Annotated in this window: 18 protein-coding genes and 1 tRNA gene; 14 read left to right on the forward strand and 5 right to left on the reverse strand. The window is 71.6% G+C overall.

The window, feature by feature from the left end; genetic code table 11:
• Positions 1 to 121 precede the first annotated feature (121 nt).
• Together ACIQM4_RS17535 and tesB are read left to right on the forward strand one after the other, a co-directional pair.
• Entirely contained in the window at positions 122 to 1,279 is a 1,158-nt protein-coding gene (locus ACIQM4_RS17535) for an acyl-CoA dehydrogenase family protein (protein WP_401592137.1), read from the forward strand.
• 36 nt (positions 1,280 to 1,315) lie between these two features.
• Positions 1,316 to 2,188, forward strand: a complete 873-nt coding sequence (tesB, locus tag ACIQM4_RS17540; protein ID WP_401592139.1) for an acyl-CoA thioesterase II — start codon at positions 1,316 to 1,318, stop codon at positions 2,186 to 2,188.
• A 128-nt stretch (positions 2,189 to 2,316) separates the two neighbouring features.
• Here tesB and ACIQM4_RS17545 read toward each other — a convergent pair whose 3' ends face one another.
• Genes ACIQM4_RS17545 through ACIQM4_RS17555 form a run of 3 tightly spaced genes read right to left on the reverse strand, consistent with a single transcriptional unit; the run spans position 2,317 to position 4,859 of the window.
• On the reverse strand, positions 2,317 to 3,336 hold the full coding sequence (locus ACIQM4_RS17545; RefSeq protein ID WP_401592141.1) for a cation diffusion facilitator family transporter: 1,020 nt from the start codon (positions 3,334 to 3,336) through the stop codon (positions 2,317 to 2,319).
• A gap of 59 nt (positions 3,337 to 3,395) precedes the next feature.
• Entirely contained in the window at positions 3,396 to 4,175 is a 780-nt protein-coding gene (locus ACIQM4_RS17550; RefSeq protein ID WP_401592143.1) for a phosphatase, read from the reverse strand.
• A gap of 60 nt (positions 4,176 to 4,235) precedes the next feature.
• The gene (locus ACIQM4_RS17555; RefSeq protein WP_401592145.1) at positions 4,236 to 4,859 is read right to left on the reverse strand and encodes a TetR/AcrR family transcriptional regulator; all 624 of its coding nucleotides are present in this window, start codon (positions 4,857 to 4,859) and stop codon (positions 4,236 to 4,238) included.
• A 220-nt stretch (positions 4,860 to 5,079) separates the two neighbouring features.
• Between ACIQM4_RS17555 and ACIQM4_RS17560 the strand changes: the two genes are divergently transcribed.
• The 5 genes from ACIQM4_RS17560 (at position 5,080) to ACIQM4_RS17580 (ending at position 12,157) form a co-directional block, all read left to right on the forward strand.
• On the forward strand, positions 5,080 to 6,705 hold the full coding sequence (locus ACIQM4_RS17560; protein ID WP_401592147.1) for a carboxyl transferase domain-containing protein: 1,626 nt from the start codon (positions 5,080 to 5,082) through the stop codon (positions 6,703 to 6,705).
• A 35-nt stretch (positions 6,706 to 6,740) separates the two neighbouring features.
• Positions 6,741 to 8,801 (forward strand): biotin carboxylase N-terminal domain-containing protein, encoded by a 2,061-nt coding sequence (locus ACIQM4_RS17565; protein WP_401592363.1) that lies wholly within the window; start codon positions 6,741 to 6,743, stop codon positions 8,799 to 8,801.
• Positions 8,798 to 9,733 (forward strand): hydroxymethylglutaryl-CoA lyase, encoded by a 936-nt coding sequence (locus ACIQM4_RS17570; RefSeq protein WP_401592149.1) that lies wholly within the window; start codon positions 8,798 to 8,800, stop codon positions 9,731 to 9,733. The genes ACIQM4_RS17565 and ACIQM4_RS17570 overlap by 4 nt, the downstream gene beginning before the upstream one ends.
• 36 nt (positions 9,734 to 9,769) lie before the next feature.
• The gene (locus tag ACIQM4_RS17575) at positions 9,770 to 10,933 is read left to right on the forward strand and encodes an acyl-CoA dehydrogenase family protein (protein WP_401592365.1); all 1,164 of its coding nucleotides are present in this window, start codon (positions 9,770 to 9,772) and stop codon (positions 10,931 to 10,933) included.
• A 192-nt stretch (positions 10,934 to 11,125) separates the two neighbouring features.
• Complete coding sequence (locus ACIQM4_RS17580) at positions 11,126 to 12,157, forward strand: ABC transporter substrate-binding protein (RefSeq protein ID WP_401592151.1); 1,032 nt, start codon at positions 11,126 to 11,128, stop codon at positions 12,155 to 12,157.
• Between the two features lie 156 nt (positions 12,158 to 12,313).
• On the opposite strand, the gene ACIQM4_RS17585 is transcribed toward ACIQM4_RS17580, so the two are convergent.
• On the reverse strand, positions 12,314 to 13,885 hold the full coding sequence (locus ACIQM4_RS17585; RefSeq protein ID WP_401592367.1) for a beta-N-acetylhexosaminidase: 1,572 nt from the start codon (positions 13,883 to 13,885) through the stop codon (positions 12,314 to 12,316).
• Positions 13,886 to 14,078: 193 nt separating this feature from the next.
• Here ACIQM4_RS17585 and ACIQM4_RS17590 point away from each other — a divergent pair, with 193 nt between their 5' ends.
• From ACIQM4_RS17590 to glmS, 3 genes are all read left to right on the forward strand, one after another.
• Positions 14,079 to 14,954 carry a DUF4429 domain-containing protein gene (locus ACIQM4_RS17590; RefSeq protein ID WP_401592153.1) on the forward strand — a complete coding sequence of 292 codons (876 nt, stop codon included), beginning with the start codon at positions 14,079 to 14,081 and terminating at the stop codon, positions 14,952 to 14,954.
• Between the two features lie 141 nt (positions 14,955 to 15,095).
• Positions 15,096 to 15,377, forward strand: coding sequence for a hypothetical protein (locus ACIQM4_RS17595; RefSeq protein WP_401592155.1), 282 nt, complete (start codon positions 15,096 to 15,098; stop codon positions 15,375 to 15,377).
• 63 nt (positions 15,378 to 15,440) lie between these two features.
• Positions 15,441 to 17,258 carry a glutamine--fructose-6-phosphate transaminase (isomerizing) gene (gene glmS / locus ACIQM4_RS17600; protein ID WP_401592157.1) on the forward strand — a complete coding sequence of 606 codons (1,818 nt, stop codon included), beginning with the start codon at positions 15,441 to 15,443 and terminating at the stop codon, positions 17,256 to 17,258.
• A gap of 224 nt (positions 17,259 to 17,482) precedes the next feature.
• On the opposite strand, the gene ACIQM4_RS17605 is transcribed toward glmS, so the two are convergent.
• A complete protein-coding gene (locus ACIQM4_RS17605; protein WP_401592159.1) occupies positions 17,483 to 18,028 on the reverse strand; it encodes a universal stress protein in 546 nt (181 codons plus the stop codon).
• 569 nt (positions 18,029 to 18,597) lie between these two features.
• Here ACIQM4_RS17605 and ACIQM4_RS17610 point away from each other — a divergent pair.
• The 4 genes from ACIQM4_RS17610 (at position 18,598) to ACIQM4_RS17625 (ending at position 21,637) form a co-directional block, all read left to right on the forward strand.
• Positions 18,598 to 18,909 carry a hypothetical protein gene (locus ACIQM4_RS17610; protein WP_401592161.1) on the forward strand — a complete coding sequence of 104 codons (312 nt, stop codon included), beginning with the start codon at positions 18,598 to 18,600 and terminating at the stop codon, positions 18,907 to 18,909.
• A 499-nt stretch (positions 18,910 to 19,408) separates the two neighbouring features.
• The gene (locus ACIQM4_RS17615; protein ID WP_401592163.1) at positions 19,409 to 20,599 is read left to right on the forward strand and encodes a helix-turn-helix domain-containing protein; all 1,191 of its coding nucleotides are present in this window, start codon (positions 19,409 to 19,411) and stop codon (positions 20,597 to 20,599) included.
• A 249-nt stretch (positions 20,600 to 20,848) separates the two neighbouring features.
• Positions 20,849 to 21,463, forward strand: a complete 615-nt coding sequence (gene orn / locus ACIQM4_RS17620) for an oligoribonuclease (RefSeq protein WP_401592165.1) — start codon at positions 20,849 to 20,851, stop codon at positions 21,461 to 21,463.
• 101 nt (positions 21,464 to 21,564) lie between these two features.
• Positions 21,565 to 21,637: transfer RNA gene (locus ACIQM4_RS17625), tRNA-His, on the forward strand.
• Positions 21,638 to 21,683: the final 46 nt, after the last annotated feature.

The following is a 21,683-nucleotide window of genomic DNA, read 5'->3' on the forward strand; positions in this document are numbered from 1 at the left end:
CCCCGCTGCTCTGGACACCCCCATAACCGGCCGGTAACTTTTGCCGGGTATCTGAGCAAGCGCTTAGCCCACCTCGGCCGAGCGTGCCGCCGACCCACTCTCCGCCGAAGGAGGCGTTCCCGTGCGCCGTACCGTATTCAACGAGGACCACGAGGCGTTCCGGGACACCCTCCGGTCCTTCATCGAGGCCGAGGTCGTACCCGTCTACGACGAGTGGTTCGCCGCAGGCCAGGCACCCCGCGACTTCTACTACAAGCTCGGCGAGCTGGGCGTGTTCGGCATCAACGTGCCGGAGGAGTTCGGCGGCGCGGGCCTGGACTCGCACAAGTTCGAGGCAGTCCTCTACGAGGAGACCTCCCGGGCCGGGGTGAACCTCGGCGGCTCCGGCGTGCACGTGCTGCTCGGCCTGCCGTACATCAAGATGCTCGCCACCGACGAGCAGAAGAAGCGGTACCTGGAGAAGTTCGTCACCGGTGAGGAGATGTGGGCGCTCGCCATGACCGAGCCGGGCACCGGCTCCGACGTCGCGGGCATGAAGACCACCGCCAAGCTCTCCGAGGACGGCTCGCACTACGTACTCAACGGCGCCAAGACCTTCATCACGGGCGGTGTGCACGCCGACCGGGTGATCGTCTGCGCCCGTACCGCCGCGCCCCGCGAGGACGACCGCCGCTTCGGCATCTCCCTGTTCGCCGTGGACACCAAGCTGGCCGGGTACTCCGTCGGCCGCAAGCTCGACAAGCTGGGGCTGCGTACCTCCGACACCGCCGAGCTGGCGTTCGTCGACGTGCGGGTGCCGGTCGAGGACCTCCTCGGCGAGGAGAACAAGGGCTTCGGCTACCTCGGCCACAACCTGGCCTCCGAGCGCTGGGGCATCGCCTTCGGCGCCTACGCCCAGGCCAAGGCCGCGATCCGCTTCACCAAGCAGTACGTGCAGGACCGTACGGTCTTCGGCAAGCCGGTGGCCACGTTCCAGAACACCAAGTTCGAACTGGCCGCCTGCCAGGCCGAGGTGGACGCCGCCGAGGCGGTCGTCGACCGCGCCACGGAGGCGCTGGACGCCGGCGAGCTGACCGCGGCCGAGGCCGCGTCGGCGAAGCTCTTCTGCACCGAGGTCGCGCACCGCGTGATCGACAAGTGCCTCCAGCTGCACGGCGGTTACGGCTTCATGAACGAGTACCCGATCGCCCGTCTGTACGCCGACAACCGGGTGAACCGCATCTACGGCGGCACCAGCGAGGTCATGAAGATGATCATCGCCAAGAACATGGGGCTGTAGGACCGGGAACAGTACCGGCCCGGTACAACTACTCCCATGAACAAGGCACTTGAGTCCCTGCTCGATCTGCTCGATTTGGAGCGGATCGAGCGGGACATCTTCCGGGGCGTGAGCCGTTCGGCGATCGTCCCCCGCGTGTTCGGCGGCCAGGTCGCCGCGCAGGCCCTGGTCGCCGCCGGCCGCACGGTCCCCGAGGACCGCCTCACCCACTCCCTGCACGCGTACTTCCTGCGGGCGGGCGATCCGGGTGCCCCGATCGTCTACACGGTGGACCGGATCCGGGACGGGCGCTCCTTCACCACGCGCCGGGTCGTCGCCGTGCAGCACGGGCAGCCGATCTTCCACCTCTCGGCGTCCTTCCAGACGTACGAGGAGGGCATGGAGCACCAGTCCCCGATGCCCGCCTCGCCCGATCCCGCCACGCTGGCTACCGCCGCCGAGACGCTGCCGCGCTACGCGGACCGCTTCGTCGACCCCGCCACCGTGGACCGGCTGCTCGCGGCCCGCGCGGCGATCGACCTGCGCTACGTCGACCAGCCCCCGTACGCCACGGTCGGCGAGCCGCGTGAGCCGCGCTCACAGGTCTGGTTCCGTACCAACGGCAAGCTCGCCGACGACCATTTGCTGCACGTCTGCCTCGCCACCTACGTCTCCGACATGACGCTCCTCGACTCGGTCCTGCTCGCGCACGGCCGGGGCGGCTGGGCGACGGGGGACGTGGTCGGCGCGTCGCTGGACCACGCGATGTGGTTCCACCGGCCCTTCCGGGCCGACGAGTGGCTGCTGTACGACCAGGAGTCCCCCTCCGCGTCCGGCGGCCGGGGGCTGGGCCAGGCGCGCATCTACACGCAGGACGGACGGCTCGCGATCTCGGTCATCCAGGAGGGCGTGGTGCGCGTACCGCGGTGACCGTGGGGCGGGGTGGTTCGCGTGCCGCGATGGCCGCGGGGCGGGGCCGCTCGCGTACCCCACGCGTACCCACCCGTACCCCCACCGGACGCCGTCGGGCTGCGCCAACGGCCTGCGTCGACGGACCACTACTCGCCGGGAGCGGCCGGGCTGCGTCCGCGGTCTCCTCGCCCCCGGCGCGGGGTCGGGTCCAGATAGACGCGGGCGATCGCCGGGTAGCGCGTCCGCAGCCGCTGCTCGGCCTCCTCGCAGGCCCACTCCACCTCGGCCGCCGACGAGATGTCCCTGAAGTCGATCTTCGCAGCGATGAGCAGCTCGTCCGGGCCCTGGATGAGGGTGGTCAGTTCGATGACCTCCACGATGTGCGGGACGGACAGCAGTTCCTCGCGGACCCCGTCGCGCATCTCCGGGGGCAGCGCCCGGCCGATCAGCAGCTGGGCGTTGCTACGGCCCAGGACCCACGCCACGTACACCAGCAGCAGTCCGATCAGGACGGACGCGATGCCGTCCCAGACGCCGGAGCCGGTGAGCTGGCCGAGGCCGAGTCCCGCCGCCGCCAGCAGCAGTCCGGCCAGGGCCGCCGAGTCCTCCATGACGACGGCCTTGACCGCCGTGTCCGGGGTGAGCCTGAAGTAGCGGCCGACGGGGGAGCCCAGCCGGGCGGCCTCCGCCCTGACCTGCTTGACGCCGGTGCGCAGCGAGTAGCCCTCCAGGAGGAAGGCGACGGCCAGCACGACGTAGGAGACCAGCGGGTTTCCGAGCTCCTCGCCGTGGGTGAGGGTGTGGATCCCGTCGTAGACGGAGAAGACGGCGCCCCCGACGAAGGTGGCGACCGAGGCGAGCATGGCCCAGATGTAGCGCTCCGGGCCGTGGCCCAGCGGGTGCTTGGCGTCGGCGGGCTTGCCGCTGCGCTTGAGGGCGGTCAGCAGCAGGAGTTCGGTGACCGTGTCGGCCACCGAGTGCGCCGCCTCGGACAGCATCGCGCTGGAACCGCTGATCGCGCCGGCCACCGCCTTCGCGACGGCGATGCCGAGGTTGGCGACCGCCGCGACGATGACCGTGAAGGTGCTCTCGCCGCCCTTCTCGCCACCCTTCTCACTGCCGCTCCGGACCGCCGCTGCGGAGGGGTGCTCGCCCGAATCACTCATGTACGGACGGTACGGGGCATTCGGCGCGTTACGCGAACCGCCCCGCCCCGCGCGACCTCTCAGCGCAGCCCCGCCGCGTCCAGCAGGTAGTCCGTCATCGGCTCGTAGAAGAACGGGTCGACGACGTGGTCGTCCAGCGGGACGGTGACGGCCATGGTCCCCTCCGCCTCCCCGAGGAACAGCGCCGGGTCGTTGCAGTCCGCGTAGCCGATCGAGTCCAGGCCGCGCTGCCCGGCGCACCCCGCCCACCCGTGGTCGGCGAACACGAGGTCGGGAAGCGCCTCCCCGCCCCGCTCCAGGCCGTCCAGGATCGCCGTCATCGGCGCGGGCGAGTGCGTGTGCCACAGGCTCGCCCCCCGCTCGAAGACCGCCACGTCGGCGAACTGCACGACGAACCCCTCGTCGGCGGTCAGCCCGGCGGGGATCCGTACGACGTCGCACCCGGCGTCGCGCAGCGCCCGCGCGGTCGCCCCGTGCACGTTGAGCAGCGCCCCGGGGTGCCCGGTCGCGAACAACACCCGCTGCCTGTCGGCTGCGGCCTTGCGCAGCCGCGCCGCCGCCCGGTCCAGCGCGTCGACGGTCAGCTCCGGGTCGATGGTGTCCTGGCCGTGCCGGTGCTCGGGGTCGTCGCTCACCCCGCACCGCTCGGCCATCACGGCGAGCACGTCCTGCTCGTCGGTCCACCGGTCCCCCAGCTCGATGCCGAGCCAGTAGTGCCGGTCGCCGTTGGCGAGCTTGCGGTAGTGGGAGAGGTTGTTGTCGCGCGGGGTGGCGACGTCTCCCGCGATGCGGGTGCGGACGAGGTGGTCGACGAGGGCGCCACGGCTGAGTATCGGCATGAGGTCCATTCTGCCGGGCCTGCGCGGGGACGCACGGGGAGTTCCGCGGGGTGGACGGGGCTACCTCGCGCCGGGCCCCGCCCCCAGCGCGCCGAACGCCCCGTGTGCCAGCCGGCGCAGCAACGCCTCCGTCGCGTCCCGGCCCGGCAGGCCCGAGCCCAGGTGCGGGGTCGAGTTCAGCAGCCCGAACACCGCGTGGACCGCCGCGCGGGCCTCGGACTCAGGGGTGGCGGGGTGCAGCTGCCGTACTGCCGCCACCCACAGCTCCGCGTACTGCCGCTGGAGCCGGCGCACCCGGCGGCGGTCCGCGTCGCGCAGCCGGTCCAGCTCACGGTCGTGCAGGGTGATCAGCGGGCGGTCGTCGAGCGCGAAGTCGATGTGGCCGTCGACGAGGGCGGCGAGCAGGGCCGCCGGGTCGTCCGGGGCCTCCGCGACCCGGGCCGTGCCGCCTGCCAGGAGCCGTTCGCTGATTCCCACCAGCAGTTCCGCGAGCATCGCGTCCTTGCCCGCGAAGTGCCGGTAGAGGCCGGGGCCGCTGATGCCGACCGCCGCGCCTATCTCGTCGACGCCGACCCCGTGGAACCCGCGCTCGGCGAAGAGTCGCGCGGCTTCCTTGAGGATCTGCTCGCGGCGGGTGGGGGCCGCGACCCGGGGCGTACCGCTGGGCGCGGCTTGGGTGCTCATGGGGCCATTCTAGACCGCCGGGTTAGCGGTCGTTAACCTGTGCGCCACGACGTCCGCACCGAAGGTCGTCGGCCCGCACCGCCACCACCCGTCCGCGCCGTGCGGAGAACCCTGGACAGAGTCGTTAGCGCTCGTTAACCTCGGGAATGCGTTAACGGTCACTAACCTCGCGCGGCCCCCGCGCGGCACGCACCTCCGGCGGGCAAGGGAGCTCGACAGAATGCAGCAGTCGCACCAAGCACCGGTGCTGACCAGTACCGCGGACCCCTCGTCGGCGTCCTGGCAGGCCAACGAGGCCGGGCACCGCAAGCTCGCGGACGACCTCCGCGCGCGCCTCGCCGCCGTCCGGCTCGGCGGCGGTGAGAAGTCCCGCGCCCGGCACGTCGCACGCGGCAAGCTGCTGCCCCGGGACCGGGTGGACACCCTCCTGGACCCCGGCTCGCCCTTCCTTGAGCTCGCCCCGCTCGCCGCGAACGGGATGTACGACGACCAGGCCCCGGCGGCAGGCGTCATCGCCGGGATCGGACGGGTCTCGGGACGCGAGTGCGTGATCGTCGCCAACGACGCGACCGTCAAGGGCGGCACGTACTACCCGATGACGGTGAAGAAGCACCTCAGGGCCCAGGAGGTGGCCCTGGAGAACCGTCTCCCCTGCCTCTACCTCGTCGACTCCGGCGGCGCCTTCCTGCCGATGCAGGACGAGGTGTTCCCGGACCGCGAGCACTTCGGGCGGATCTTCTACAACCAGGCCCGGATGTCCGGCGCCGGCATCCCGCAGATCGCCGCCGTCCTCGGCTCCTGCACGGCCGGCGGGGCGTACGTACCGGCGATGAGCGACGAGGCTGTCATCGTCCGCAACCAGGGCACGATCTTCCTCGGCGGGCCGCCGCTGGTGAAGGCCGCCACCGGCGAGGTCGTCACCGCCGAGGAGCTGGGCGGCGGCGAGGTCCACTCCCGTACGTCGGGCGTCACCGACCACCTCGCCGAGGACGACGCGCACGCGCTGCGGATCGTACGGAACATCGTCGCGACGCTCCCGGACCGGGGGCAGCTCCCCTGGTCGGTCGCGCCGGTGGAGGAGCCGACGGTGGACCCGGCGGGGCTGTACGGGGCCGTGCCCGTCGACTCCCGCACGCCCTACGACGTACGGGAGGTCATCGCGCGCGTCGTGGACGGCTCCCGTTTCAATGAGTTCAAGTCGGAGTACGGGCAGACGCTGGTCACCGGCTTCGCCCGGGTGCACGGCCACCCGGTCGGCATCGTCGCCAACAACGGCATCCTCTTCTCGGAGTCCGCGCAGAAGGGCGCGCACTTCATCGAGCTGTGCGACCAGCGCGGGATCCCGCTGGTCTTCCTCCAGAACATCTCCGGCTTCATGGTGGGACGCGACTACGAGGCGGGCGGCATCGCCAAGCACGGCGCGAAGATGGTCACGGCGGTAGCCTGCGCCCGGGTGCCGAAGCTGACCGTGGTCGTCGGCGGCTCCTACGGGGCGGGCAACTACTCGATGTGCGGCCGGGCCTACTCCCCCCGCTTCCTGTGGATGTGGCCCAACGCGAAGATCTCCGTGATGGGCGGCGAGCAGGCCGCCTCCGTACTGGCCACGGTCAAGCGCGACCAGTTGGAGGGCCGGGGCGAGGAGTGGCCCGCGCAGGCCGAGGAGGCCTTCAAGGAGCCCGTCCGCGCCCAGTACGAGCAGCAGGGCAACGCCTACTACGCCAGCGCCCGCCTCTGGGACGACGGCGTCATCGACCCGACGGAGACCCGTCAGGTCCTCGGCCTCGCCCTCACCGCCTGTGCCAACGCCCCGCTCGCCGACCCCGCCTTCGGCGTCTTCCGGATGTGAGACGACACATGACGACTTCCCCCATCGACCCCGCACTGTTCGACACGGTGCTGGTCGCCAACCGCGGCGAGATCGCCGTCCGCGTCATCCGTACGCTCCGCGAGCTGGGCATCCGCTCGGTGGCCGTCTTCAGCGACGCCGACGCCGACGCCCGGCACGTCCGTGAGGCGGACACGGCGGTGCGGATCGGACCGCCCGCCGCGGCCGAGAGCTATCTGCGCGCCGACCGGCTGGTCGAGGCGGCGGTGCGCTCGGGAGCGCAGGCGATCCACCCGGGGTACGGATTTCTCGCGGAGAACGCGGACTTCGCCTCCGTCTGTGCGTCCGCCGGACTCGTCTTCATCGGGCCTCCCCCGTCCGCGATCTCGCTGATGGGCGACAAGATCCGGGCGAAGGAGACGGTGCAGGCGGCGGGTGTGCCGGTGGTGCCCGGGTCGTCGGGCTCGGGCCTGACGGACGCGCAACTCGCCGACGCGGCGCGGGACATCGGCATGCCGGTACTGCTCAAGCCCTCCGCGGGCGGCGGCGGCAAGGGCATGCGGCTGGTCCGTGACGAGTCCCTCCTGGCCGACGAGATCGCGGACGCCCGCCGCGAGGCCCGTTCCTCCTTCGGCGACGACACGCTGCTGGTGGAGCGGTGGATCGACCGCCCCCGGCACATCGAGATCCAGGTCCTGGCGGACGGCCACGGCAACGTCGTCCACCTCGGCGAGCGCGAGTGCTCCCTCCAGCGCCGCCACCAGAAGATCATCGAGGAGGCACCCTCGGTCCTGCTGGACGGGCGGACCCGGGCGGCGATGGGCGAGGCCGCGGTGCAGGCGGCCCGCTCCTGCGGTTACTCGGGGGCGGGCACGGTCGAGTTCATCGTGCCGGGCGACGACCCGTCCTCGTACTACTTCATGGAGATGAACACCCGCCTCCAGGTCGAGCACCCGGTGACGGAACTGGTCACGGGCGTCGACCTGGTGGAGTGGCAGCTGCGGGTCGCCTCGGGGGCCGAGCTGCCCTTCGGCCAGGCCGACATCACGCTCACCGGCCACGCGGTCGAGGCCCGTGTCTGCGCGGAGGACCCGGCGCGTGGCTTCCTGCCGTCCGGCGGCACGATCCTCGCCCTGGACGAACCGCAGGGCAACGGCGTCCGGACGGACTCCGGGCTGAGCGTCGGCACGGAGGTCGGCAGCCTGTACGACCCGATGCTGTCGAAGGTCATCGCGTACGGTCCCGACCGCCCCACCGCCCTGCGCAAGCTGCGCGCGGCCCTCGCGGACACCGTGACCCTGGGCGTACAGACGAACGCGGGCTTCCTGCGCAGGCTGCTCGCCCACCCGGACGTGGTGGCGGGTGACCTGGACACGGGCCTGGTCGAGCGCGACGCGGACTCCCTGGCCGACGCGGCGGTACCGCCGGAGGTGTACGCGGCGGCGGGGCTGTGGGCGCAGTCGCGGCCCGAGGCACCGGCCGGCGCGTGGCAGGACCCGTTCGACGCCCCGAGCGGCTGGCGGCTCGGCGGCGCCCCCGCGTGGACGGTGCACCACTTCCGCGCGCCGGGCCAGGAGCCGGTGGCGGTGCGGGTCCGCGAGGGCTCCGTACGCATCGACGGTGCGCCCGCACCCGGAGCCGCGCCGGGGGCCACACCCGGAGCCGCGCCCGAGGCCTCGCCCGAGGCCGAGGCCCTGCCGGCGCGCCTCGTGCGGGCCCCGCACGGGCAACGCACCCTCTGCGTCGAGGTCGCCGGACTCATGCACACCTTCCACACCGCCGCCTCGCCGGACGGCGTGTGGCTCGGCAGGGACGCGGACGCCTGGCACCTCCAGGCGTACGACCCCGTCGCCGCCACCCTCACCGGCGCCGCCCACGCCGGCGCGGACGCGCTGACCGCCCCCATGCCGGGCACGGTGACCGTCGTCAAGGTCGCCGTCGGCGACCAGGTGAGCGCAGGTCAGAGCCTGTTGGTCGTGGAGGCCATGAAGATGGAGCACGTCGTCGCCGCCCCGCACGCCGGCACCGTCGTCGAGCTCGACGTCAAGGCCGGGGCCACCGTCGCCATGGACCAGGTCCTGGCCGTGGTCGCCCCCGACGAGGAGGACACCGCATGACACTCCCCATGGTCGTCCGCGACCCCGGGCTCCCCGCCCGGGTGCGGATCCACGAGGTGGGGGCCAGGGACGGCCTCCAGAACGAGAAGGGCACGGTCCCCACCGAGGTCAAGGCGGAGTTCATCCACCGCCTCGCCGCGGCGGGCCTGGCCACGATCGAGGCCACCAGCTTCGTCCACCCCAAATGGGTCCCCCAACTCGCCGACGCGGAAGCCCTGTTCCCGCAGCTCCAGGACCTCGCGGGCACGGTCGACCTCCCCGTACTCGTCCCCAACGAGAAGGGCCTCGACCGCGCCCTCGCCCTCGGCGCCCGCCAGGTGGCCGTCTTCGCGAGCGTCACCGAGTCCTTCGCCAAGGCCAACCTGAACCGCACGGTCGACGAGGCCCTGGCCATGTTCGAGCCGGTCGTGGCCCGCGCGAAGGCGGCGGGCGCGCAGGTCCGCGGTTACCTCTCGATGTGCTTCGGCGACCCCTGGGAGGGGGCCGTCCCCGAGGCCCAGGTGGTGCGGGTCTGCCGCGCCCTGCTCGACATGGGCTGCGACGAACTCAGCCTGGGCGACACCATCGGCGTCGCCACCCCTGGACAGGTCACCGCACTGCTCACCGCCCTGAACACCGCCGCCGTCCCCACCGGCACGCTCGGCGTGCACTTCCACGACACCTACGGGCAGGCCCTCTCCAACACCCTCGCCGCACTGCGGCACGGCGTCACCACCGTCGACGCGTCGGCCGGCGGCCTCGGCGGCTGCCCGTTCGCCAAGTCGGCCATCGGGAACCTCGCCACCGAGGACCTGGTGTGGATGCTCGACGGCCTCGGCATCGAGACCGGGGTCGACCTCGGCCGTCTCACCGCCACAAGCATGTGGATGGCCGGCCGGCTGGGCCGCCCCAGCCCCTCGCGCACCGTGCGCGCCCTCACCCACGAGGACTGACCGTGCGCACCCTCGCCCACAAGGACTGAAGGACACCTGACGATGGACCACCGCCTCACCTCCGAGCACGAAGAACTCCGCCGCACCGTCGAGGAGTTCGCGCACGACGTCGTCGCCCCGAAGATCGGCGACCTGTACGAGCGCCACGAGTTCCCGTACGAGATCATCCGCGAGATGGGCCGCATGGGCCTCTTCGGCCTGCCGATCCCCGAGGAGTACGGCGGCATGGGCGGCGACTACCTCGCGCTGGGCATCGCCCTGGAGGAGCTGGCCCGCGTCGACTCCTCGGTCGCCATCACCCTGGAGGCGGGGGTCTCGCTCGGCGCGATGCCGATCTTCCGGTTCGGCACGCAGGAGCAGAAGACGCAGTGGCTGCCCAGGCTGTGCGCGGGCGAGGCGCTCGGCGCGTTCGGCCTGACCGAGCCGGACGGCGGCTCGGACGCGGGCGGCACCCGTACGACGGCCGTCCGGGAGGGTGACGAGTGGGTCATCAACGGCTCCAAGTGCTTCATCACCAACTCGGGCACCGACATCACCGCCCTGGTCACCGTCACCGCCGTCACCGGCCGCCACCCGGAGACGGGAAAGCCGCTGATCTCCTCGATCATCGTGCCGTCCGGCACCCCGGGCTTCACGGTCGCCGCCCCGTACTCCAAGGTCGGCTGGAACTCCTCCGACACCCGCGAACTGTCCTTCTCCGACGTCCGGGTGCCCGCCGCGAACCTGCTCGGCGAGGAGGGGCGAGGATACGCCCAGTTCCTGCGCATCCTCGACGAGGGCCGGGTGGCGATCTCTGCGCTCGCGACCGGACTCGCGCAGGGCTGCGTCGACGAGTCCCTGAAGTACGCCCGCGAGCGGCACGCCTTCGGAAAGCCGATCGGCGCCAACCAGGCCATCCAGTTCAAGATCGCGGACATGGAGACGCGGGCCCACATGTCCCGCGTCGGCTGGTACGACGCGGCCTCGCGCCTGGTCAACGGCGAGCCCTTCAAGAAGCAGGCGGCCATCGCCAAGCTCTACTCCTCCACCGTCGCCGTCGACAACGCCCGCGACGCCACCCAGATCCACGGCGGCTACGGCTTCATGAACGAGTACCCGGTGGCCCGCATGTGGCGCGACTCCAAGATCCTGGAGATCGGCGAGGGCACCAGCGAGGTGCAGCGGATGCTGATCGCCCGCGAACTCGGCATGCAGGCCTGACGGGGCGTCGGCCCACCGCCAACCCCCAAGAACCGCACATCACTTCCGTACGGGCGGAAACCGGACACCCCTTTCCGGCCAACGCAAGGTTAGGCTAACCTTCCTTCGAAGCCCTGGGCCGGTCGCGGAACCCCGCCTCCACCAGGGCCGAGTCAGGTCCGTCCGCTCCGCCCGTACGAAAGCAGAACCGCCATGGCCTCCCCGTCCCGCCTGTCCCGTCCCACCCGCCGCGGCATACTCGCCGCCGGCGGTGCGCTCGGCATCGGCGCCGCACTGGCCGCCTGCGGCGGCGAGAAGGCCTCCGGCAGCAAGACGGACAAGGGCGCCGAGAAGTCCGGCCCCTGGTCCTTCACCGACGACCGCGGCAAGAAGGTCGAGACGAAGTCCTTCCCGAAGAACATCGTCGCCTTCACCGGCACGGCCGCGGCCCTCCACGACTACGGCATCGAGGTCAAGGGCGTCTTCGGCCCGACCAAGGGCAAGGACGGCAGGGCGGACGTCCAGGCCGGCGACATGGACGTCTCGAAGGTCGAGGTCATCGGCAACGTCTACGGCGAGTTCGACGTGGAGAAGTACGCCAAGCTGATGCCCGAGCTGCTGGTCACCGACATGTGGCAGAAGGACGTCCTGTGGTACGTCCCCGAGCAGTCCGCCAAGAAGATCGCCTCGCTCGCCCCGAGCGTCGCCCTGTGGGCCTCCGGCACCAACATGGAGAAGGCCCTGGCCCGCCGCGCCGACCTGGCCGCCTCGCTCGGCGCCGACCTCAAGGCCAAGAAGACCGCCGACGCGAAGGCCCGCTTCGAGAAGGCCGCGGCCCGGCTGCGCGCCGCCGCGAAGGCGCACCCCGACATCAAGGTCATGATCGGCTCCGCCTCGGCCGAGCTGTTCTACGTCTCGCTCGCGAAGATGAGCGCCGACACGCTCTACTTCCAGGAGCTGGGTGTGCGGTTCATCGAGCCGAAGGTCGACGCCCAGGGCTTCTTCGAGAGCCTGAGCTGGGAGAACGTCGGCAAGTACCAGCCCGACGTCATCATGATGGACAACCGCTCGGCGGTCCTGCAGCCCAAGGACATCGCGAACAAGCCGACCTGGGCCGGGCTGGCGGCGGTCAAGGCGGGCCAGGTCGTCCCGCGCGTCACGGAGCCGATCTACTCCTACGACAAGTGCGCGCCGATCCTGGAGGACCTGGCCAAGGCGATCGAGACGGCCAGGAAGGTCTCCTAGGCCGGGGCCCGTCCGGGCGGGGTGGGCCAACCCGGGGGGGCTCGCCTGCACGCTGGGCGGGGTGGGGGCGTGCGGGTGCGTCGCGGCTGGTCGCGCAGTTCCCCGCGCCCCTGAAAGCCTGCCCCCGAGCCCTCGCCCCTCCCGTTCGTTCGTCTCCTACTCGTTGACCCACGGCACCTGCGGTGACCGGTAGAAGTCGATGCCCATTGCCGTCAGCCGCGGGCCCTGCTGGGCGAGCCGCGTCTTGTACCGGTCCCAGTCGTGCGTGGCCTCGGGCGACCAGCCGAGCTCGGCGACGCCGGGCAGCCGCGGGAAGGCCATGTACTCGATCTCCTCGGACGTCCGGATGTTCTCGGACCAGATCGGGGCCTCGACGCCGAGCACGGAGCCGGGGGCCGCGTCCTCGATGTACGTGCCCGGGTTCCAGTCGTACGAGCGCTGCGCCTCGACGTAACCGGCCCAGGCCAGGCCGGGCTTGGTGTTCTTGTTGTACTTCATGTCGAGGTAGGTGCGGTCGGCGGGCGAGATGACGACCTGCACGCCGTTCTCGTGCGTCGCCTCGGCCACTGCCTTGCGGTCCGCGGCCGCCCCCTCGGTACCCCAGTACTGCATGATCGCGCCCTCGACCGGGTTCGCGGAGGCCAGCTGGTGCCAGCCCATCACCCGCTTGCCGTACTTGCCGACGATGGCCTGGGCCTTCGTCATGAACTTCACGTAGTCCTCGTGCGGCGTCGCGTGCGCCTCGTCGCCGCCGATGTGGATCACGTCACCCGGGGTCATCCGGGCGATCTCTCCGATCACGTCGTCGAGGAACTTGTAGGTGAGGTCCTTGTCCACGCACAGGGAGCTGAAGCCGACCTCGGTGCCGGTGTAGAGCGGCGGGGCGACGCCGTCGCAGTTCAGGTCGGCGTACGAGGCGAGGGCGGAGTTCGTGTGGCCCGGTGTGTCGATCTCCGGGACCACCTCCATGTGGCGGTCGGCCGCGTACCTCAGGATGTCCTTGTACTGGGCCTTGGTGTAGTAGCCGCCGGGGCCGCCGCCGACCTGCGTGGAGCCGCCGTACGTGGCGAGCCTCGGCCAGGAGTCGATGACGATGCGCCAGCCCTGGTCGTCGGAGAGGTGCAGCCGCAGCTTGTTGACCTTGTAGAGCGCCAGCTGGTCGATGTAGCGCTTGAGCTGGTCCACGGTGAAGAAGTGCCGGGCGACGTCCACCATCGCGCCGCGGTAGCCGTAGCGCGGGACGTCCTTGATGGTGCCGCCCGCGACCTGCCAGGGGCCGTGCTGCCTGGTGGGCCGCTCGACGGCGGCGGGCAGCTGCTGGCGCAGGGTCTGGATGCCGTGGAAGAGGCCGGCCGCCCTGCGCGCGGTGATGGTGACGCCGCCGCGGCCGGACTCCAGCCGGTAGCCCTCGTCACCGAGGGACCGGTCCGAGGTGAACCTCAGCCGGATGCCGTCCCGGCCGTCCTGCGCGGTGACCGGCAGCGGGTACCCGGTGGAGGGACGCAGCACCTTCGCGAGCGCGTCACCGACCTTCTTGGCGTCCGCCGAGTGGCCCACCCTGATGCGGGTGTGCGCGGAGATCGTGTACGCCGGGCCACCCGCCTGCACCGAGGCAGGGGCGGGGACGATCTGGCCCAGCGGGCGGGGTGAGGCCTGCGCCGGTGCGGCGGACCCCTCGCCGGGCGCGGCGCCGACGGCGGCCGTGCCCGCGACGGCGACGAGCAGCATCGGGGCGAGGAGGCGGGAGATCGTACGACGGTGACTCACAAGCGGTCCCTTCGAGGGGGCAGCGCGGCTGTGGCATGTACGTATCAGACTGGGGGCGGGAACTCATGGCTACCGCCCAAGTCACGGGCAGGTCAAGGGTTTAGACCAATTCCGGACACCTTCGGCACCCCCGTTCGGTGCGAGAATCCACCGTATGGCGGAGATTCTCCAGAAGGACGGTACGTGGACCTTCGACGGCGACACAGTGCGCGTCGTCCCGGGCAGGGGCAGCCGGATCCATCCGCTCCGACAGGCACTGGGCGAGCTGGAGGTCCCGCTGACCGCCCTGGCCGGCATCGCCTACGAGCCGGGCCGCAAGGGCGGCGGCCTGCGGCTCCGGCTGCGCGAGGGCGCGTGCCCGCTGCTGCTGGCGGCGAGCGGGCGGCTGCGGGACTCCGCCGACCCGTACCGCCTCGCGGTCGAGCAGGACCGTACCGGGGTGGCCGAGTACTTCGTGGACGAGGTCCGCACCGCACTGCTGCTCGACCAGGTGCCGACCGAGCCGGCGGACCGCTTTCTGCTCCCGGGCCCCTCGGTGCCGGTCTCGGGCGGTGGCGGGGACGGCACCGCCTCCTTCGAGGGGGACGGCGTGCGGCTGTCCTGGAACTGGAAGGCGGAGGAGTCCAAGTCGTCCGGCGGGCCCGTCACGCTGCCGCTCTCGGAGATCACCGGGGTGGAGTGGCTGCCCGCGATCGGCCTGGAGAACGGCCACCTCCGCTTCCTCACGCCCCGGACCGGGGGCACGGCGCCGGCCCCCAAGTACGACCGGTACTCGCTCGACCTGTGGGGGCTGTCGAAGAAGGAGTACACGGCGGCCCTGGTCGCCGCCGCCGTGCTGGCCCGCCTCCCGCACCCGGCGACGACGACCGGGCCCGCCGCCGCACCCGTCCTGGAGCAGCCGGCGCCCGTCACCGACGACCACGACACGCTGTTGCGCCGTCTGCGTGAACTCGGCGAGCTGCACCGGGCCGGAGTTCTGACCGACGAGGAGTTCAGCACGGCGAAGCAGGCCGTCCTGAAACGCCTCTAGTCCCGGGAGAGTTGCCGCCGGGCACCGGAGCAACGGCCCCAGGTACAGACCAAGGGAAGCAAATAACGTGATCAAGAAGAATCCTGCCCGATAACGGGCAGGATTCTTGCATAAGGCCATCGGCTGCCCCAGTATCGACGAGTGCTCGAACGCCGTACGCCGTCCTCGCACGAGGACCTCATCGACCACCTGGTCCGCTCCACCGCGCTGCCGCGCGGCGAGGCAACCCGGGTAGTGCTCGACGTACTGGCGTACTTCGACGAGACGACCGAGGAATTCGTCCGCCGCCGCCACCGCGAACTGCAGTCCGGCGGCGCCGTGAACGCGGAGATCTTCGACCGGATCGCGGCCGAGCTGCCGCACCGCGCGGTCGCACCGCCGGAGCTCTCGCTCCGGCAGCTGCGCCGCCTCGTCTACGGCTGAGCGGCCCCGGCCGGGCCGCCCGGCACCGGACAGCACCACAGACAACTCGGAGGGCAAGACCTTATGTGTGGAATCGTCGGTTACATCGGCAAGCGTGACGTGGCACCGCTGCTCCTGGAGGGCCTCCAGCGCCTGGAGTACCGCGGCTACGACTCCGCGGGCATCGTGATCACCAGCCCCAAGGCGACCGGCCTGCGCATGGTCAAGGCCAAGGGCCGGGTCCGTGACCTGGAGGCCAGGATCCCCAAGCGCTTCGCCGGCACCACCGGCATCGCGCACACCCGCTGGGCCACCCACGGCGCGCCCTCCGACGAGAACTCGCACCCGCACCTGGACACCGAGTCCAAGGTCGCCGTCGTCCACAACGGCATCATCGACAACGCGGACGACCTGCGCGCCAAGCTGATCGCCGACGGCGTCGTCTTCGCCTCCGAGACGGACACCGAGACCGTCGTCCACCTGATCGCCCGCGCCCAGGCCGAGACCCTGGAGGAGAAGGTCCGCGAGGCGCTGCGCCACGTCGAGGGCACCTACGGCCTGGCCGTCATGCACGCCGACTTCCCCGACCGCATCGTCGTCGCCCGCAACGGCTCCCCCGTCGTCCTTGGCATCGGCGAGAAAGAGATGTTCGTCGCCTCGGACGTCGCCGCCCTCGTCTCGCACACCCGCCAGATCGTCACCCTCGACGACGGCGAGATGGCCACCCTGAAGGCCGACGACTTCCGTACGTACACGACCGAGGGCTCGACCACATCGGCCACGCCGACCACCGTGGAGTGGGAGGCCGAGTCGTACGACATGGGCGGCCACGACACGTACATGCACAAGGAGATCTCCGAGCAGGCCGACGCCGTGGACCGCGTGCTGCGCGGCCGGATCGACGACCGCTTCTCCACCGTGCACCTGGGCGGCCTCAACCTGGACGCCCGCGAGGCGCGCGGCGTGCGCCGGATCAAGATCCTCGGCTGCGGCACCTCGTACCACGCGGGCCTCATCGGCGCCGGGCTCATCGAGTCCCTGGCCCGCATCCCGGCGGACGCCGAGCCCGCGTCCGAGTTCCGCTACCGCAACCCGGTCGTGGACCCCGACACCCTCTACGTCGCGGTCTCGCAGTCCGGTGAGACGTACGACGTGCTGGCGGCCGTGCAGGAGCTCAAGCGCAAGGGCGCCCGTGTGCTGGGCGTCGTGAACGTGGTGGGCTCGGCGATCGCCCGCGAGGCCGACGGCGGCGTGTACGTGCACGCGGGCCCGGAGGTCTGCGTCGTCTCCACCAAGTGCTTCACCAACACCGTCGTCGCGTTCGCGCTGCTCGCCCTGCACCTGGGCCGGATCCGCGACCTCTCCGTCTCCGACGGCAAGCGGATCATCGAGGGGCTGCGCAAGCTGCCCGCGCAGATCACCGAGATCCTTGAGTCCGAGGAGCAGATCAAGAAGGTCGCCGAGGCGTACGCGGGCGCCCAGTCGATGATGTTCATCGGGCGCGTGCGCGGCTACCCGGTGGCCCTGGAGGCCTCCCTGAAGCTCAAGGAGATCTCCTACATCCACGCCGAGGCCTACCCGGCCTCCGAGCTCAAGCACGGCCCGCTCGCGCTCATCGAGCCGGCCCTGCCGACGGTCGCCATCGTCCCCGACGACGACCTGCTGGAGAAGAACCGCGCCGCCCTTGAGGAGATCAAGGCCCGCAGCGGCCGGATCCTGGCGGTCGCTCACCGCGATCAGGAAAAGGCCGACCACACCATTGTGGTCCCCAAGAACGAGACCGAGCTGGACCCGATCCTGATGGGCATCCCGCTCCAGCTCCTCGCCTACCACACGGCGCTCGCCATGGGCCGCGACATCGACAAGCCGCGCAACCTGGCGAAGTCCGTCACGGTCGAGTAGTCACCACGGGCGGTACGTGAAGGGCCCCGCACGCCGTGTCGGCGTGCGGGGCCCTTCGCGCGGTGCGGCACGGCGGGTGGGGCCCCTTGCGCGGTACGGCCAGGCTCACGGCGCGTGGGGCGGGGTGCGGCCCGGCGCGCGGTACGTCCAGGCTCACGGCGCGCGGTACGGTCCGGCTCCTGGCGCACGCCAAGGCCCGGCCCACGGTGCGCGGTGCGGCCCGGCTAAGGAATGACCACGACCGGGCGCTGCGCCCGCTTCGCCAGCCGCCCCGCCACCGATCCGAACAGCCGGCCCACCAGGCCGTGCGTCGAGCCCACCACGATGGCGTCGGCCTCGTACTCCCGGCCGACCTCCTCCAGTTCGTGGCAGATGTCGCCGCCGCGCTCGACCAGGATCCACGGCACCTCGGCGAGGTAGTCCGCGCAGGCCAGTTCGAGTCCGAGCACCTCGGTGCGGTGGTCGGGCACGTCGACGAAGACGGGTGGTTCGCAGCCCGCCCAGACAGTGGTGGGCAGCCGGTTGGCGACATGGACGATGATCAGCCCCTGGCCGAGCCGCATCGCCATGCCGATGGCGTAGGCGAGTGCCCGCTCGCTGGAGGTGGAGCCGTCGAAGCCGACGACGACACCGTGCCGGAAGGCGGGATCGCAGGGGTGACGTGTGTCTTCGCGCGCGTGGAGGTCGCCGCTCGTCCCCAGGCCGTATTCGGCGGTGGGGTCGGCGACCTGTTTGCGGTTCGCGGGTTCGGGAATCTCGTGACCGGCCATCGGTGTCTCGGCGTCTGCATCCTCAGGAGAACTACACGGGGCTTACGGCAGGAACAACGGGTGCGACTCGGCCCCGATCGGCGGAGCTGTCCGGGAATCATCTTCCCAAGCCCATACCCCCAAGGGTACGGCGGCACTCCTCCGCTGCCCAGTGTTCGCAGGCGAGCGGCGTTCCAGGAGCATGCACGACCCCGGCCGGTATCGCAATGCCCGCTGCCCTGTACAGCTGTCTTTGTCCGGTCGGCACGCACTCGCGGGGACCGCCCCGCGCGAGCCCTGCCGGCCACCCGTGCGGGCCCTTCCAACCCGCCCCGCGCGAGCCCGGCCGGCCGCCCCGTACGCCCGTGGGCCTGCCCTCCGCGCAGACGTGTGCCGCTGCTCCGAGCAACCGGCCCGGCACGTGACCGTGAGGACCGCACGTTCGTTGGTCAGGCTCCCCGCCCCCGCGCCCAGGAGGTAGTCGCGCCGTGCCCGGCCCCTCACCCTTCTCGTCGCCCTACGGCCACGACCGCACCCGCGGACACCAGGCGCCCCACGGGCCACAGGGCACTCCTGGACACCCGCGGCCCGTGGAAACACAGGGGCCCGGCTCCTGCGCGTCCGTCGGCTCGGTCGGGGACGTCGTGCGCTGGGCGGCCTTCAGCTGTCTGCTCGTACCGGTGGTGCTGGTCGGGTACGGAGCGCCCGTCGGCGGCGCCGCGGCGGCGGCCGCGGGACTGGCCGCCGGCACCGCCGTCTGCCGGGTGCTGCTCCACCGGTCGGCGCGCACCGCGCCCCGCGCCCCGGATCCCGCCGGTGACCTCCAGGCGGGCACCCACCGCGGCCGGCACAGCAGGACCGGAACCGGCGCACACCGTGGTGGTCGTAAGGCGGATTCGTGAGCATCTCGCCACGAGCACGGAGCACGGGAAGAACTTCGTGTGAAATCGTGGCGGGGAGGTCACTCACCGCAGGGTCGTGCGCCGGGTGAGTGACGGGATCGCACACGCGCGCCCGTAGCTTTTCAGCCAACTTCGCGTGCACCCCCGCGCCTTGCCGGAAGGCCCCCTCAACCCCCGTGCGACCAGGGAAGAAAGGACCGCTCGCCGCCCGCGCACCCTACGGGGACGGGCCATGAGCGAGAGGCGCACTTCCCTGCGGCGCCCGGGAGTGGAACGCTTCCTGATCGAATGCTTCGCGCCAAGTTGCCATGTCGACATAGTGCCGGTTTCGGAACTTGTCACGACGGCGCCATACGACACAGTAGATTCGATCTTGGGTTATTCGACGGCGGGGGAACCGTGCAGGACCTAGAGGGACTGCGACTTCAAGGAGCAGTGTGCAGGAGCCACAGGCCCGTCACGATCAGGGAGCCGCGACCACCGAGGGGGGCTTAGCGCCATGAGCCAGGACTTGGCCGCACCGTCGGAGGCCACCCGGAAGCTCTCCGGGCGCCGCCGCCGGGAAATCGTTGCCGTGCTGCTGTTCAGCGGGGGGCCCATCTTCGAAAGCTCTATCCCGCTCTCGGTGTTCGGCATCGACCGGCAGGACGCCGGGGTGCCACGCTACCGGCTGCTGGTGTGCGCGGGCGAGGAAGGACCACTCCGTACCACCGGAGGCCTCGAACTGAGCGCACCGTACGGCCTGGAGGCGATGAGCCGCGCCGGGACGGTCGTCGTGCCGGCCTGGCGGTCCATCACCTCCCCACCACCCCCCGAGGCGTTGGACGCGCTGCGTCGCGCGCACGAGGAGGGCGCGCGGATCGTCGGGCTGTGCACGGGCGCCTTCGTGCTCGCCGCCGCCGGTCTGCTCGACGGCCGCCCCGCCACCACGCACTGGATGTACGCACCGACGCTCGCCAAGCGGTATCCGTCGGTGCACGTCGATCCGCGCGAGCTGTTCGTCGACGACGGGGACGTCCTGACGTCGGCGGGCACGGCGGCCGGAATCGATCTGTGTCTGCACATCGTGCGGACCGACCACGGCACGGAGGCGGCGGGAGCACTCGCGCGGCGGCTTGTCGTGCCACCGAGGCGCAGCGGCGGCCAGGAGCGCTACCTCGACAGGTCTTTACCCGAGGAGATCGGCGCCGACCCGCTGGCCGAGGTCGTCGCCTGGGCGCTGGAGCACCTGCACGAGCAGTTCGACGTGGAGACGCTCGCGGCGCGGGCGTACATGAGCCGCCGGACCTTCGACCGCCGGTTCCGTTCCCTCACAGGGAGCGCGCCGCTCCAGTGGCTGATCACCCAGCGGGTGCTGCAGGCGCAGCGGCTCCTGGAGACGTCGGACTACTCGGTGGACGAGGTGGCGGGCCGCTGCGGCTTCCGCTCGCCCGTCGCGCTGCGCGGGCACTTCCGGCGCCAGCTCGGGTCCTCCCCGGCGGCCTACCGGGCGGCCTACCGGGCGCGCCGGCCGGCCTCCGACCCCGTCGCGCTGGGGTCGTCCGCGCTCGCGGACGCGGTGCCGCAGCAGGTGCGCAGGGCCGCCGCGGCGGCGAGCGCCCCGGTGCAGGGGGCGACCGCGGTCACCGGCGGCGCGGAGAACGGAAAGCTGGGCTCGGACGTGTACGCGCCGGGCGGACGGCTGCGGTAGAGGCGGGGCGCGGGCGTCCGGGCGGACGCCCGCGGTAGGAAAGGGGCGCGGGCGGCGAGGTCCGCCCGCGCCCCGCCGCCGGTCGCGGGGCGCGGACAACCTCGTGGCCGAGGGGGGCGACCTCGTGACCGAGGCACGACCTCATGGCCGGGGCACGACCTCGTGGCCGGGGGGCGACCACACGGCCGGGGGCCGGGCCGGGCCGGGCCGGGGGGCCGGATCCGTGGCGTACGCCATAGGGTGAGGCGCATGAACGATCGCATGGTGTGGATCGACTGCGAGATGACCGGGCTCTCGTTGACGGACGACGCACTTATCGAGGTGGCCGCACTGGTCACCGACTCGGAGCTCAACGTGCTCGGCGAAGGCGTGGACATCGTGATCCGCCCGCCGGACGCGGCCCTGGAGACCATGCCGGAGATCGTGCGCCAGATGCACACCTCCTCCGGCCTCCTCGACGAACTCGCCGCCGGCACCACTCTCGCCGACGCCGAGGCGCAGGTCATGGCGTACATCAGGGAGCACGTCAAGGAACCGAAGAAGGCCCCGCTGTGCGGGAACTCCGTCGGCACCGACCGCGGCTTCCTCGCCCGCGACATGCGCGAGCTGGAGGAATACCTCCACTACCGCATCGTCGACGTGTCGTCGGTGAAGGAGCTGGCCAGGCGCTGGTTCCCGCGGGCGTACTTCAACAGCCCGGACAAGAACGGCAACCACCGGGCGCTGGCCGACATCCGTGACTCCATCACCGAGCTGCGCTACTACCGCGAGGCCGTCTTCGTGCCCCAGCCGGGGCCGGACTCCGACACCGCGAAGAAGATCGCAGCGAAGCACGCCGCCCCCGCGGGGGACGGCAAGAAGTAGCCCCGCGCGGGCCCTGGACCGGCCTGCGCAAACCTGGGCGCGAGCACCCTCGCGAACCCTGTACACTTTTTCTCAGCCGGTCACGAAAAAGACCGGTCACGGTGGGTGTAGCTCAGTTGGTAGAGCACCTGGTTGTGGTCCAGGTGGCCGCGGGTTCAAGTCCCGTCACTCACCCTGTGAGACGAAGGCCCCGGTTCGAAAGAGCCGGGGCCTTCGTCGT

The organism is Streptomyces sp. NPDC091272 (genome assembly GCF_044757485.1).
Lineage (GTDB): Bacteria > Actinomycetota > Actinomycetes > Streptomycetales > Streptomycetaceae > Streptomyces.

Bases quoted from the DNA above. Each gene is read 5' to 3' on its own strand.
- ACIQM4_RS17570 (WP_401592149.1), top strand. From the start codon at position 8,798: ATGACACTCCCCATGGTCGTCCGCGACCCCGGGCTCCCCGCCCGGGTG.
- ACIQM4_RS17615 (WP_401592163.1), top strand. From the start codon at position 19,409: ATGAGCCAGGACTTGGCCGCACCGTCGGAGGCCACCCGGAAGCTCTCC.
- ACIQM4_RS17580 (WP_401592151.1), top strand. From the start codon at position 11,126: ATGGCCTCCCCGTCCCGCCTGTCCCGTCCCACCCGCCGCGGCATACTC.
- ACIQM4_RS17550 (WP_401592143.1), bottom strand. From the start codon at position 4,175: ATGCCGATACTCAGCCGTGGCGCCCTCGTCGACCACCTCGTCCGCACC.
- ACIQM4_RS17585 (WP_401592367.1), bottom strand. From the start codon at position 13,885: ATGCTGCTCGTCGCCGTCGCGGGCACGGCCGCCGTCGGCGCCGCGCCC.
- glmS (WP_401592157.1), top strand. From the start codon at position 15,441: ATGTGTGGAATCGTCGGTTACATCGGCAAGCGTGACGTGGCACCGCTG.
- orn (WP_401592165.1), top strand. From the start codon at position 20,849: ATGAACGATCGCATGGTGTGGATCGACTGCGAGATGACCGGGCTCTCG.
- ACIQM4_RS17555 (WP_401592145.1), bottom strand. From the start codon at position 4,859: ATGAGCACCCAAGCCGCGCCCAGCGGTACGCCCCGGGTCGCGGCCCCC.
- ACIQM4_RS17590 (WP_401592153.1), top strand. From the start codon at position 14,079: ATGGCGGAGATTCTCCAGAAGGACGGTACGTGGACCTTCGACGGCGAC.
- tesB (WP_401592139.1), top strand. From the start codon at position 1,316: ATGAACAAGGCACTTGAGTCCCTGCTCGATCTGCTCGATTTGGAGCGG.
- ACIQM4_RS17605 (WP_401592159.1), bottom strand. From the start codon at position 18,028: ATGGCCGGTCACGAGATTCCCGAACCCGCGAACCGCAAACAGGTCGCC.
- ACIQM4_RS17560 (WP_401592147.1), top strand. From the start codon at position 5,080: ATGCAGCAGTCGCACCAAGCACCGGTGCTGACCAGTACCGCGGACCCC.
- ACIQM4_RS17545 (WP_401592141.1), bottom strand. From the start codon at position 3,336: ATGAGTGATTCGGGCGAGCACCCCTCCGCAGCGGCGGTCCGGAGCGGC.